The sequence below is a fragment of the Streptomyces sp. NPDC058683 genome (assembly GCF_042716195.1).
Classification (GTDB): domain Bacteria; phylum Actinomycetota; class Actinomycetes; order Streptomycetales; family Streptomycetaceae; genus Streptomyces.
Genome location: NZ_JBHXSK010000023.1, coordinates 130777 through 143649 on the forward strand (window position 1 = coordinate 130777; position 12873 = coordinate 143649).

Sequence of the window (12873 nt, forward strand, 5' to 3'; positions counted from 1 at the left end):
GAGAGGGTCTGCGAGCCGGCGCAGAGCGCCAAGGCGGTTGGGGAGCGGTTCGCCGGGACACGCTCGACCGCTCGTGGTCCGCATCATCACTTGGACTCACCGATTTCTCCCCCGGTTTACGCTGACGGGACACACCGGAACCGTCGGCGCAGCCGACCGGCTCCGGGCGCTGCCCACTCCGATCACTGCGGTCGGCGACTGCCAGGACCTGTCGATCCCAGGCTGGGGCGGGCGCCCTCGTCGGCCGGGAAGGAGGTGCGGGTGAGGTTCTCGGAGATCTGCCAGATGCGTTTGGCGTCGTCCTCGCCGCGAAGCCGGGAGTAGACGGCCTGTTCGGCGGGTGAGACCGTCAAGCGCTCCGACCTGGCCGGATGGGCCCAATACGGGTATGCGCCAGTCACACACGTTACTTCTGGGGACTGCGGCTGCACCTGGTCTGCACACTGCACGGCCTGCCCGTCGCCTTCGCACTGACCGGAGCCAAGGCCAACGAACGCGAGACCCTGCTGGACCTGCTCGACGCCGAGTCCCAGCTCACGACAGAGCGCCCTGGCCACACGCTGATCGGCGATAAGAACTATTTCGGCCACGGGTTCGAACAACGGTTGGCCGAGCTGGGTGTCCGGCTGCTGCGGCCGGCCCGCAAAGGCGAGGCCGAGCGGTCCGGGTCGCAGCTGTTCAAGCCGCTGCGACAGGTCATCGAGTCGGTCAACGAAACCTTCAAGGGTCAACTCGACCTAGAACGGCACCGCAGTCGCACTCCTGGCGGAGTGGCCGTTCGCGTCCTGCAACGCATCCTCGCCCTCACCGCCGCAATCTGGCACAACGGCCACACCGACCAGCCAGTCCTGCGTGCCCTGACCGCCTACGACCACTGAACCCCTTTGGCTCCGACAGCCGTTCGTGGCCCCTCTTGACGGTCAAGGCTGGCCCCACCGGCGTTGACAGCAAGGCGATATGGGCGCGGTGTCCCGTCGGCGGCTATCAGGAACGCGACTCCCGAAACGACCGCGAGCGACCGAACGGGGTCGCACGGCCGCTGAGACGATCGCAGCCTCGGTCGGCTCCGGGCGGCATGTCGCCTCGCCCGACGCGCGGTGGCGTTGCTGCCGGTGGTCTTCTCCCGGGTTCGCCGAGGCCACCACCGCCGTCCCGGGTCGGCATCTGTCGGGCCTCTTCCCGCGTCGTGCCGTCTCTGGGATGATCACCGGTCATGGCCGGGGCGAATGAACTTCACGGGTTGTTCGAGGCGTGGGTGCGGGAGACACCGGACCGGCCCGCAGTCATCACCGAGCGGGCCCGGCTCACATACGGGGAGTTGGGGGTGCGGGCCAACCGATTGGCCTGCCATCTGCTGGAGAGGGGGCTCGGGCCCGGGGAGACCGTGGTCGTGTGCACCGACCAGGTACCGGATCTGCTGGTCGCCCTGTTGGGTGTCCTCAAGGCAGGCGGGGCATACGCCGTGGTCGGCCCACATCAACCGACCGGGGACATCGGGCAGTTGCTGGCGGAGGCGGGGGCGAGCACCGTCGTGACACATGAGAGGTTTCGGCCGAGCGTCGACGACGGTGCCGGCCGGGTCGTCGTCTGTCTGGACACCGACGCCGACGTCATTGACGCCTGCTCCCCAGAGCCCCCTGCCGCGCCCTGCGGGGCCACCGCCGCCGTGCTGTTCAGTGCGGGCACGACCACGGGGCGGCACCGGCCCGTCCCCGCGGGACACGCACGGCTGCGCGCCGTATACGGGTCCTGGGCCGAGGTGTTCGGTCTGAGGCCCTCCGACGTCCATCTGGTGACCGCGCCGGCCGACACGGCCGCCTTCACCTACGGCTGGATACGGGCCCTGTGTTCCGGGGGCACGCTGGTGCTGCCGGAGGGCGAGACCGGGCCCGCGCTGTGGGGTCGGCCCTTCACCGAGGGCGTCACGGTGCTCGACACCGACCCGGTGACGGCCCGTTCACTGCCCGACGGCTCCGTGCCGGTGGGTCTGCGGCTGGTGGCGCTCGGCGGGGAACGGCTCGCTCTCGACGAACAGGTACAGCTGCGGGGGCGGACGGCGCCGGGGGCGCGACTGCTCAATGTCTACGGGCCCGTGGAGGTCACCGGCTGCGGCACCTGGTTCGAGACGGACCAGCTCTCCGGTCCGGTGGCCGAACCCGGGCTGGTCAGCCTGCTCGGCCGCCCGTTTCCCGGCTGCCGGGCCGAGGTCCGCAAGGGCGAGATCTGGCTGACGCCCCCCGGCGGCCACGACGATGACGGCGCGCTCCCCACCGGTGATGCGGGAACGCTGTGGGAGGACGGGCTGCTGGAGTTTGGCGGACGGCTGGCACACCGGGTTCGCGTCCGCGGCCGTACCGTGGATCCGCACCGCGCCGAAGCCGCGCTGGCCGCCCACCCTCGAATCCGGGAGTCCGTGATCACCGCCGTGGACGAGGATCGGCTGGTGGCCTACGTCGTACCGACGGCTCCCGGTGCCTCTCCGGACGCCGACGCGATACGTATGCATCTGACGGGTGTGGTGCCGGATCAGGAGATTCCGGCGCAGGTGGTGACCCTGGGGGCGCTGCCGCGCAACCGGGCCGGGAAGGTCGACCGGCGTCTGCTGCCCCTGCCCGCGCAGCGTGCCGCGGCCGGCGGGGTGAACGGCAAGGCGGGTGGCGCGACGGCCCCCGGCCCGGAAGGGTTTCTGTACGGCATGGGGTGCGTGATGCTGGTCGTGGCCCTGCCGCTCGCCGTGTTCTTGACCGATGTGTTCTGGCCGGGCTCCACCGACCTCGCCGACGTTCCCACACCGTGGTCGTGGCTCTTCCGAGGTCTGTACGCCGCCGAGTTGCTGGCCTTCAGCGTGGGCCTCGCTTTCCTGGTCGCCGGGCGCCCTCTGATGCGGCGCCAAGGTCGCTCACGCGGCCTGACGACGGCGGCCCATCTGGCCATCGTCTGGCTGTTGGTCTCCTGGTGGCCGCAGGACAACTTCTACCGGCTCGCCGCGAAGACGGACTGGGAGCGGCAGGCGGCACTGGTGTACGTCTTCAATGTGCCGTTGATGATCGCGGCGGTGGTGGTGGCGGTGTACGTGACGCGGCGTCCGGGCACCGCGGCAACGGAGTGACCCCCGGCCCTGGGGCTAGGGAGTGAACATCCGCCTGGTGTCCTGGGCGGCGGCACGCACCAACGCCTCGGCCGCGTCCAGGCGTTCACGGGTGTGCGCGGCCAGGATGACGCCGAGACGGGGGGCCGGTTCAAAGGCGGCGGTCGGGATCGAGGGCACGAGGACGGCGTCGATCCCGGCGCACCGCTTCGCCGTCTCCCGCAGCAGGGCGGACAGTTCGGGGCCGGGCAGCCGGGCGCCGAGCGGGATGCGGTCGACGGTGCGGACGAGGTGGTCGCCCCCTCGGATCTCGTCGAGCCGTGCCTTGACCATGAAGGCGACGGAGGGACCCGTCATCCGGAGGTTGATCTCGGTGGGCGCCGGGCGGCCCTCGGGGCCGGCCACGAAGTCGACGTCGAACCACCCTCGATAACCGCTTGCGGCGATCCGCTCGCCCACGGCCCGGCCGAAGCGCGCCAGGAGTTCGGCGAGCGATTGCGGGACGACTCCGGGGCCGACGGTGGCGCCCTGGTAGGCGGTGCCCTCGACGTCCATGACGGCGACTCCGACCTCGTGTACCCGTCCTTCCGCGTCCACGAGGCCGTCGAAGGTCAGGTCCCTGGGCCCGGTTTCGCCGACGACGAACTCCTCCAGGAGCAGGGGCCCATGGGGCAGCGGGGACCTCAATCCGTAGTTCCACAGTCCGTAGTTCCACAGTCTGTCGTCCCGGATCACCCAGGTACCGGATCCTCCGGCGCCGTGCTCGGTCTTCACCACGGTGGCCCGCCCCGCGCGGCTGCGCGCCCTGAGCAATCGCACCGCCGCACGTCGGGTGGCCGTCTGCCACTGCTGCGGCACTCTGATCCCCGGGTGGGCGGGCTGGAGCTGTGTGAACAGTTCGTGCGCGGCCCGCTTGGACTCGTAGCGCAGAGCGTCCGGGCCCGGTGTCGAACCGGTGAGTTCGGCGAACGCGGGGGTGTGGCCCCACGGTACGAGGGGCAGGCCGAGGGACTTCAGCCGCTCGGTGAGTGCGGGGCGGGAGAGGACGGCGCGGCTGAGACCGCCGGTCGGCCCCGCCGTCGGCGCCGAGGGGGCGCGCGCCGTGCCGGGGAGCAGCCGGCGGACCGGGCCGGTGCGGCGGCCCCGATCCGCGCTCGACGCCGGGTCGGGCTCTGCCAGGCCGTCGTACACCTCCACCTGTCCCCAGCCCAGGACGCCGGCGACCATGTCGATCCAGTCGCGCGGAACCGCCCGGGGCAGGATCAGGACGGCCGGGTGCGGAGAGATGAAGGCGGCCAGGCAGGAATAGTGCCCGGCCTCGGCGGAGGCGGAGGCCGGGCCGAACTGGGACTGGAACTCGGCGACATTGCCGAGGTGGACCGCGCGACGGCCCCCGGTCCACGCGTGGGTCCAGCTGTCGCGCCGGGGCGCGAAAACCACTTCGAGGAGGGGCAGTTCACGCCCCGGGATCGAGCCGGAGGGGGTACGTCCGACGGGTCGGGCGCCCATCCGGCGGTAGAACGGTTCCGCGTTCGGGTCGGAGTCGATGGTGATCCGGGTGAACCCGAGTTCGCGGGCGGTTCCCATCACATGGGCGTACAGGAGACGGCCCACCCCGCGGCCGATGGCACCGGGTTCGACGAAGCACAGGCCCACACAGCCCTGGGGCGCCGAGCCCTCCAGGGAGGCGACGCCGAGCACTCCAAGGTTCGCGGCCTCGGCGACGACGATCCGGCGGACGTCGATCTCGTCCGGCCGGATGGTGAGTTCCGCACGGCATGCCTCAAGGAACTCCGCGTCATACCCCCAGTGCGCCTTCGAGCGCAGGACGAGTTCGGTCAGCGCCGGCGCCTCTTCGGCACGCGCGGGTCGGATCCGCACCTCCACCTCCGTACCTCCTGTTCTTACAGCCCTCAGAAGCTCGGGTTCTTCTAGGGCTCAAGTCGGTTGCCTGGAGGCCTTCGCGTCACCCGCCCCGTGCATCCGTACGGCATCATCCAAGGTGAACGGATGGAAAGACGTGGGGGCATCCGGGTGCTGGGGGGCCGGTCATTCCTCTGCGTCGCGAACCAGAAGGGCGATCTGCACCCGGTTTTCGACCGCCAGCTTGGCGAACAGGTTGCCTGTGTGCGCCTTGACGGTCGCGATGCTGATGTGCAGCCGCTCCGCGATCGCCGGGTTGCCAAGACCGTCCGCGATGGCCCGGGCCGTGTCGAGTTCTCGTTCGGACAGCGCGGACAGCTGTTGCCGCGCGGCTTCGCGGGACGAGCGGCGGGCCTCGGAGGAGCGCGGCCCGGTGGCTGCGGCGATCACTCGTGCCGTGGCCGCCGGGGACAGCACGGGGTTCCCGTCCGCGACGGTCCGCACCGCGTCGAGAATCCGCGCCGGCGGGGTGTCCTTCAGGACGAACCCGAGGGCTCCGGCGCGCAGCGCGCCGAGCACCAGGTCGTCGGAGTCGAACGTGGTCAGCATGAGCACCCGGGGCGGCGCCGGCCGGGTGAGGAGTTCCCGGGTCGTGCTGAGGCCGTCACGGCCGGGCATCCGGATGTCCATCAGGACGACGTCCGGTCGCTGCTCGTCCACCACGGTGATCGCAGCGTCCCCGCCGGCCGCCTCCGCGACGACGGTCAGGTCCGGTTCGCCGTCGATGACGAGTCGTAGTGCAAGGCGCACCAGTTGTTCGTCGTCGACGATGACGACACGCACCGGCTCCCGCTCGCTGTCCACTCAGCTTCTCTTTTCGTGGTCGTGGTTCGGCCAGGGTAGGTGCGCGGTGAGGACGTATCCGCCGTCGGGTGTCGGGTGATGGCTGAGCTTTCCGCCGGCGAGGGCGATGCGTTCGGCGAGGCCGAGCAGGCCGAATCCCGATGCCGGCGGTTGAGTGGTCGTCGTGGTGGCCGGGGTGTTGTGGACGTTTACGCGCATTTCGTCGCCGGCTGTTCCTTCGACGGTGATGTGTACGTCGGCGCCCGGGGCGTGTTTGGCGGCGTTGGTCAGTCCTTCCTGGATGACCCGGTAGCAGGTTCGTCCCACGACGTCGGACGGCTTTCCCGTCACCGTGGTGGTGAGCGTGACGTCCAGTCCGGAAGTGCGGGCGTCGGCCACCAGCTCCGGGATGCGGTCGAGGGAGGGCTGGGGCGGTTCCGGGCGGCCCGGGTCGGCGCGGAGCACACCGAGGACGTCTCGTAGTTCTTCCAGCGCCTGGTGGGAGCCGTCGGCGATGCCACGGATCAGCGTACGGTTCTGCTCAGCGGGCAGGTCGCCGCGGTGGTCCAGCACCCCGGCCTGCATGGCGACCAGGGAGATGCGGTGCGCGAGCACGTCGTGCATCTCCCGGGCGATACGGTTCCGTTCCAGGGCCCGTGCCTGCGCTTCCCGTGCGGTCTGTTCCCGCTCCGCGCTCTCCGCCCGCTCCCGCAGGGACCGCATCTCGCCGCGGCCTGCGCCGATGGCCACGCCCATGGCCACCGCAATGCCCGCGCTCAGTGTCGGGAGTGCGAGTTGGAGCCATAGCGAGCCGGGCGGGCTCTCGATCGGGTAGAGCACGAGGATGAGTTGCGACGCGGCCACGTAGCCGAGCGCGACAACTCCGATCTCCACCGGACGGCGACGAGTGGAGATCGAGCAGAGAGCCAGAAGCGCGGCACCGACGGCGAGTGTCGACGCGCCCGAGGCGATGGCGACCGCCAGGGCGACGGCGAGCGGGAACCGTCGCCGCCACAGGAGCGCCGTCAGGCAGCCGAGAGCCACCAACGGATCACCGGTGACGATCCAGGAGCACGTGTCGCTCGCGCACCCCCGCGGCAGCGCCGCACCGGTGGCGACCCAGAAGGGAATGCCCAGGGCCGCGGCCGCCATCAGCCGCCATGTCTGCTGCCACTCCCCGAGCCGTGGCGCGACGTCCGCGTTCATCCGGTCATTGTCGCGAAACCGTGCGGCCGGTGCAGCAACCCTGGGTCCAAGCCCGCCCTCTCCCAAGGTCGGATCACCACCTCGACTTTGGTCTAGGGCGACTCGGGCCGGCGGGCCGATGTGCCGGTGACGCCGGATGCCCAGACTCGTACGTGTCACCCGATCGTTTCGGCGCGCGACCTCGTGCGCATGCTCAGGAGGACACCAGATGCGCAAGACCTTGTCCCTCGCCCTCGCCGCCACCGCAGTCGCGGCGGCCGCGATTTCGGGAGCGTCGGCAACTGCAACGGCGACTCCGGGCACGGTGACTGCCACGCCGGATTCTCTGCGGTGGGGCCCGTGTCCGCAGAAGGCCGCATCGCAGAACGCCGACACGCCCCGTCTTGAGTGCGCGACCCTCGACGTCCCGCTGGACTACCGCGATCCCGACGGCCGGCAGATCGAGATCGCCGTCTCCCGCCTGGCGAGCAAGGACCCTTCGAAGCGCCGCGGTGTGCTGCTGACCAACCCGGGCGGCCCCGGTGCCTCAGGGATCGCCTACCCGGCCCAACTCGCCGACGCCGGTCTGCCCAAGGACGTCCTCGACTCCTACGACGTGATCGGCTTCGACCCGCGTGGCGTCGGCCGCAGCACGCCGGTCACCTGCGACCTGACACCGCAACAGCAGGCCCGCGGCAACTTCCCGCCATACGCGCACACCGCGGCCGACGTCGCCAAGGAGGCGCCGTACGCGCGGACCATCGCCGAACAGTGCGCCACGTCGCGGACGGCGTGGATGCTGCCCCACACCACCACCGCGAACACCGCGCGCGACATGGACCGGATCCGGGCGGCGCTGGGCGAGCCGAAGGCCTCCTACTTCGGTACCTCCTACGGCAGCTACCTCGGCGCGGTGTACACAACGCTGTTCCCCGAGCGCGGCGACCGGATCGTGCTCGACAGCAACCTGGGCCCGGGCGGCTACGCCCTCGCGAGCTTCCGCCTGCTCGGCCGCGGCATGGAGGACCGGTTCCCGGACTTCGCGGCGTACGCGGCGACGCACCCCGAGTACGGTCTGGGCACCACACCGAAGCAGGTGACCGCCAAGTTCTTCGAACTCGCGAAGCGGCTGGACGCCGAACCGGTCGGCGGCATCGACGGGAAGCTGTTCCGCGGGGTGACGTTCGAGCGCCTCTACGTCGAGGGCCTCATGCCCCAACTGGCCGAGGAATGGCAGGCGCTGGACAAGGGCAAGCCGCTGCCGACTCCGCCGCCGACCTCGGAGAACCTCCTGGCCAGTCATTTCTACGTGACTTGCGGTGACTCACGTTGGCCCGGCAAGGTCCGGGACTACCAGCGCAATGCCGCGATCGACCGGCTGAAGTACCCGATGCTGGGCGGGACCACCGGAAACATCAAGCCCTGCGCGTACTGGCCGGACAGTCGGGTCGAGTCGCCGGTGCGGATCGGTGACCGCGGCCCGTCGAACGTACTGATGGTGCAGAACGAACGCGACCCGGGAACACCCCTGTCCGGCGCCATGCAGCTGCGGCGGGCCTTCGGCGACCGGGCCACGATGGTGACCGCCGACCAGGGCGGGCACGGTGTCTACCCGTTCGGCCGCAACATGTGTGCGAACAACGCGGTGACAGCGTTCCTGGCCGACGGACAGCGCCCGGCCGAGGACCTCGCCTGCGCGGTGGAGCCGAACAAGCTGGTCGAGCCGAACAAGTAACGGGAGCGGACGCATGCTCAAGGAGTGGCGGCACCGTCGTGCCGTACAGCGTGTCATGCCCGGGGACGGGCGAGCGTTGCAGCGTTTCCGCTGGTGGCAGCTGCCGTTCCGCGCGCTGTTCCATCTGCGGCTTGCGGGCGACGACGGCCACGAGGCGGTCTACGCCGTCGACGTCAGGCACTGGCAGAACCAGTCGTCCGGCAACGTCAAGGCCCACCTGTATCTCGACGGCAGGCTGCACGCCGTGTCCAAGCTCCCTGCCGTCTTCCCCGTCCAGGGCGGCACCGTCGAAGTGAAGATGAGCGGATTCGGCCTCAAGCGCTGCCACTACGTCACCGACGAAGGCCGCGAGTGCCAGCTGGTACCGGACTCCGCCGAGGGCCGCCGGGCGCGCCTCGACCGCGCGCACCCCGCGCTGAGTCGCGCCCTCGGTCTCCTCTCGCTGTGCGTGCTCGTCGCCGCCCTGACCGTCCTCGTCCCGCAACTTGCCGAACAGCTCACCAAGTCCGAGGGCATCGCCCAGCACACCGGGACCTTCACCTCGCCCATCGACGTGCCGAAGTGGGGCAACATCGCGATCGGGGTCGCCACCGTGGCGGCCAGCACAGAACGGGCACTTCGACTGCGCCACAGCCACCTGCTGGACGGCGCAGCAGGCTGATCCACCCGACCACCCGAGCCGCCGCGGGCGAGCGGCATCCACCCCCACATCGCGACGCCCCAGCCGCCCGGCTGGTCCAGTGCCGCATCAGGCAACGTTCGCGCTGTCACCATCGACCGCATGGCTGACGTAGCCGTCATTCCGTACGCGAGGTCCTTTGATTCGGGAACTCGCGTACGGGTTCCTGCGGTCCCGCGTCCAGGAGATGGCAGCGTATGCCGGTGTGCCGCCCGGCCGAGCCTGGCTCTCCCCGCTGACACTCTGGCCCGCCGCCTCGCCTTCGTGCTGCTGTGGCAGGGCTGACATTCGTGTGCCCGGTCGGCCGACTCGGGGCCCTCTGGCTCGCCTGCTGGAACAAGCTCGGCCCGGCCGGGCGCCACTGTCTTCGAGCTCAGATCTGGTTCAGGCCGCCGTCGACGTACAGGCTCGAACCGGTGATGAAGCTGCTCTGCTCAGAGGCGAGGAAGGCCACAGCGGCGGCGATCTCCTCCGGGCGCCCGAGTCGGCCCAGTGGAACCTGCGCCGCCAGGTGTTGCCGCAGGCCGGCGGCGTGCTCCGGATCGGGAGCGAGTCCCGACAGGCCAGGGGTGTCCGTCGGGCCGGGCGTGACGGCGTTGACCCGGATGCCTCGGCCCTTGAGCTCGTTGGCCCAGGTCCGGGCGAAGGACCGGGTGGCGGCCTTGGAGGCCGCGTACACGCCGAACGCCTCCGCGCCGACGTCCACGTTGGTGGAGCCGTTCAGGATCACCGAGGCGCCGTCGTTGAGCAGAGGCAGCGCCTTCTGGACGGTGAACAGTGTGCCCCGGACGTTGATCCCGAAGAGCGTGTCGAAATGCTCCTCCGTGATCTGCTCCAACGGGACGAACTCCGCGACGGATGCGTTCGCGAACAGGACGTCCAGACCCTGTCCACGGTCCCGGACCGCCTCGTAGAGCCGGTCCAGATCGGCCAGGTCCGCGATGTCGCCGATCACGGCGGTCGCCGAGCCGATCGATTCGACGGCCGCGTCGAGTTCCGCCTTACGCCGACCGGTGATGAACACATGCGCCCCCTCGGCCGCCAGCCGCACAGCGCTGGCCAGACCGATACCCGTGCTGCCCCCGGTGACGAGAGCGGTCTTTCCTTCCAACAGTCCCACGGCGATAACCTTCCCAACTTTCCGCATCGATCGCTACAGAATTCGAACGTAGCACTTCTGCAGCGATCAATACAGAAGGAGTAGTCTGTGAAGGGTGGGCACCAGACAGAGCCGCTCCGTCGGCCGACCGCGGGGATTCGACACCGACGAAGCACTCGAGCGCGCCATGCTGGTCTTCTGGGAGCACGGCTACGAGGGCGCCAGCCTGGCCACCCTCACGGAAGCAATGGGCATCTCCACCACCAGCATGTACGCGGCCTTCGGCAACAAGGAGGAGCTCTTCCGCAAGGCCCTAGGGCGCTATACCGAGGGCCCCAGCGCCTACCTGGAGCGCGCCCTCAAGGAACCAACCGCGCTGGGCGCCGCCACTGCGATCCTGAACGGCACCATCCGGACCACCACAAGCCCGGCGCGCCCCCGCGGCTGCATGGGAGTCCAGAGCGCCCTGGCCGTCGGCGACTCCGGACGAGCAGTCCGTGACCTCCTCGCCGCCTGGCGGAACAACGGCTGCTCCTGCCTACGGCAGCGGTTCCAGCAAGCCGTCGAGGACAGCGACCTGCCTCCGCAGGCGGATCCAGCGCTCCTGGCCCGCTACGTCACCACCCTGGCCTTCGGCATCGCCGTGCAAGCCGCGAGCGGCGTCAGCCGTGCAGAACTTCAGGCGATGGCTGACGCCGCGCTGCGAAACTGGCCACTCTGCTAAGGACCTCCTGGCATCGGAGACGGAACACCTACCCAGCCGGCGCCTGCCGGGTGCCGGACCTTCATGCATGCCAGCCCTCCCCTCACGCGAGGCGACCAGGCGGGTGCCCACCCATACGCCGTCGGCTCACGGATGCCAGGTCGCCGCCACTCTGTGCCTGCGGCGGGGACGAACGCGTCTCACCCGCGCCGTCGACGGCGCGCCGTGCCGCATCGGCGACGACCGCGACCTTGTCGTGCGGTCCACGCCTGTCTCTTTCCTGAGAGCTTCGGTTCTGCGCCTGTCCGTACGGTCGGGACGTACGGGCGATGCGGGCCCGTACGGGTCGGGGTGCTTCTGACATCTGTCAACGGCGGTTGCGCTTGACGACCATGTCGGTGGGGGCGAAGTGGCGCATGAAGATCTCGCGTCCCTTGCCACCGCATCGCGGAAGGGCAACCGGCACGTCTCCCGGAGCGACTTGTTGGCCGCGATCAGGGCCGGCTCCGAGTGCCCTACGAACTGCTGCACCCACTCGACAGCGTGGTTGACGAATCCCTCGGCCGGGAGAACCGAGTTCAGCCAGCCGACCCGAGGTGAGCTTGTTGGCGTCGACCTGTTCCTCCAGCGTGGACGTCAGGTCGGCGTTGGAAGCGGCGCTCCAGCTGTCGGTGGTGCGGCCGAGGACGTCGTAGGCGATGACGGTGACGCGTCCCGCGCCGTCCTTGGTCCACGAGGTCTGGTCGAGATTGGTGTAGCCGGTGGTGGCTGTGCCCTTGTCGGGGTCCGTACCGCCGAGCCGCCGGCGACGGCGGTGGTGGCGGTGGCGGTGGCGGTGGAGTCACCGTGCAGGTGCTGGACGTGGACCATTTCTGCTCGCCGTAGACGAGCAGGGTGTTCGACGTGGGGCGCTCTGCTCCGTCGAAGACGACCTCGGTCTACGGGCGCCTCGCCGTACTCCGCCCGCGTGTAGGTGCCGGACGGATACGCCGTCGAGTCGCAGATGTCGGTTAAGGTCTCGCACGCTAGGCCGCGGATGTCGTACCGAGTGTCCGTCAGCAGCCTTCCGCCGACCGCGGTCGGTGACTGCGTCTGGAGGGCGCGCAGCATGGAGGCGTAGAGGGTGTAGGTGGTGTTGTACATGGTGCCCTCGGTCTTGAGCGTGGCCGTGGACGTCCAGGACGGGGCGTCGTTGGTGACGGAGTGGTCGTAGGTGTAGTTGGCGCTCTGCGACAGCGAGTGTGAGCGGTTGGGCAGCCAGGTGGCGGCTTCGCGGCCGAGTGCGTCCTACGTGCTCTCGGTGATCTTGTTGTTGACGTCGTAGGCCTTGGTGGGTGTGCCCCGGGCGTAGTCGGCGTAGGTGTAGATGTTCTGGGACTTGGGGTTGGTGACCTTGGTCCGGGTCAGCGGGCCGGCTGCGGTGGGGGTGTAGACCGTGGTTGTGGTGTTGCTGCCGGCGTCGGTCGAGGCGAGGACGCGGCCGAGTGTGTCGTAGGTCAGCTTGGAGAGCGTCTGCCAGGAGTTCGGGGCGCGCTCGCCGCTGGTGGCCGTGGTGTCGTCGTAGACGGTGGCCATGTAGGAGAGGACGTCACCGCGCGTGGCGGAGGAGGCCGGCAGGGACAGGGAGCTCCCGGTGACCGAGTACGCCTGGCCGACCTTGCGGGTGTGGGAGACCAGG

At 70.0% G+C, this 12873-nt stretch carries 10 protein-coding genes and 1 pseudogene; 5 read left to right on the forward strand and 6 right to left on the reverse strand.

The window, feature by feature from the left end; genetic code table 11:
• Positions 1 to 182 precede the first annotated feature (182 nt).
• Complete coding sequence (locus ACFWXC_RS25800) at positions 183 to 353, reverse strand: hypothetical protein (RefSeq protein WP_384482340.1); 171 nt, start codon at positions 351 to 353, stop codon at positions 183 to 185.
• On the opposite strand from ACFWXC_RS25800, the pseudogene ACFWXC_RS25805 reads away from it, so the two are divergent.
• Positions 343 to 878: pseudogene (locus tag ACFWXC_RS25805) on the forward strand (transposase); the annotation flags it as partial. The gene ACFWXC_RS25800 and the pseudogene ACFWXC_RS25805 overlap by 11 nt on opposite strands.
• Before the next feature lie 335 nt (positions 879 to 1213).
• Positions 1214 to 3109 carry an AMP-binding protein gene (locus ACFWXC_RS25810; RefSeq protein WP_384482342.1) on the forward strand — a complete coding sequence of 632 codons (1896 nt, stop codon included), beginning with the start codon at positions 1214 to 1216 and terminating at the stop codon, positions 3107 to 3109.
• A gap of 15 nt (positions 3110 to 3124) precedes the next feature.
• Here ACFWXC_RS25810 and ACFWXC_RS25815 read toward each other — a convergent pair whose 3' ends face one another.
• From ACFWXC_RS25815 to ACFWXC_RS25825, 3 genes are all read right to left on the reverse strand, one after another.
• Complete coding sequence (locus tag ACFWXC_RS25815; RefSeq protein ID WP_384482344.1) at positions 3125 to 4969, reverse strand: GNAT family N-acetyltransferase; 1845 nt, start codon at positions 4967 to 4969, stop codon at positions 3125 to 3127.
• Between the two features lie 168 nt (positions 4970 to 5137).
• On the reverse strand, positions 5138 to 5815 hold the full coding sequence (locus ACFWXC_RS25820; protein WP_384482346.1) for a response regulator: 678 nt from the start codon (positions 5813 to 5815) through the stop codon (positions 5138 to 5140).
• Positions 5816 to 7000 (reverse strand): sensor histidine kinase, encoded by a 1185-nt coding sequence (locus ACFWXC_RS25825; RefSeq protein WP_384482348.1) that lies wholly within the window; start codon positions 6998 to 7000, stop codon positions 5816 to 5818. It abuts the gene before it with no gap.
• A gap of 208 nt (positions 7001 to 7208) precedes the next feature.
• On the opposite strand from ACFWXC_RS25825, the gene ACFWXC_RS25830 reads away from it, so the two are divergent.
• Together ACFWXC_RS25830 and ACFWXC_RS25835 are read left to right on the forward strand one after the other, a co-directional pair.
• Complete coding sequence (locus ACFWXC_RS25830) at positions 7209 to 8714, forward strand: alpha/beta hydrolase (RefSeq protein WP_384482350.1); 1506 nt, start codon at positions 7209 to 7211, stop codon at positions 8712 to 8714.
• Positions 8715 to 8727: 13 nt separating this feature from the next.
• Complete coding sequence (locus ACFWXC_RS25835; RefSeq protein WP_384482352.1) at positions 8728 to 9375, forward strand: hypothetical protein; 648 nt, start codon at positions 8728 to 8730, stop codon at positions 9373 to 9375.
• 391 nt (positions 9376 to 9766) lie between these two features.
• Here the strand turns inward: ACFWXC_RS25835 and ACFWXC_RS25840 are convergent, their stop codons facing one another.
• Entirely contained in the window at positions 9767 to 10513 is a 747-nt protein-coding gene (locus ACFWXC_RS25840) for an SDR family oxidoreductase (RefSeq protein WP_384482354.1), read from the reverse strand.
• Between the two features lie 94 nt (positions 10514 to 10607).
• Between ACFWXC_RS25840 and ACFWXC_RS25845 the strand changes: the two genes are divergently transcribed.
• Entirely contained in the window at positions 10608 to 11216 is a 609-nt protein-coding gene (locus ACFWXC_RS25845; RefSeq protein WP_384482356.1) for a TetR/AcrR family transcriptional regulator, read from the forward strand.
• A gap of 1266 nt (positions 11217 to 12482) precedes the next feature.
• Here the strand turns inward: ACFWXC_RS25845 and ACFWXC_RS25850 are convergent.
• Positions 12483 to 12770 carry a hypothetical protein gene (locus ACFWXC_RS25850; protein WP_384482357.1) on the reverse strand — a complete coding sequence of 96 codons (288 nt, stop codon included), beginning with the start codon at positions 12768 to 12770 and terminating at the stop codon, positions 12483 to 12485.
• Positions 12771 to 12873 lie beyond the last annotated feature (103 nt).

Bases quoted from the DNA above. Each gene is read 5' to 3' on its own strand.
- ACFWXC_RS25810 (WP_384482342.1), top strand. From the start codon at position 1,214: ATGGCCGGGGCGAATGAACTTCACGGGTTGTTCGAGGCGTGGGTGCGG.
- ACFWXC_RS25825 (WP_384482348.1), bottom strand. From the start codon at position 7,000: ATGAACGCGGACGTCGCGCCACGGCTCGGGGAGTGGCAGCAGACATGG.
- ACFWXC_RS25830 (WP_384482350.1), top strand. From the start codon at position 7,209: ATGCGCAAGACCTTGTCCCTCGCCCTCGCCGCCACCGCAGTCGCGGCG.
- ACFWXC_RS25835 (WP_384482352.1), top strand. From the start codon at position 8,728: ATGCTCAAGGAGTGGCGGCACCGTCGTGCCGTACAGCGTGTCATGCCC.
- ACFWXC_RS25850 (WP_384482357.1), bottom strand. From the start codon at position 12,770: ATGGCCACCGTCTACGACGACACCACGGCCACCAGCGGCGAGCGCGCC.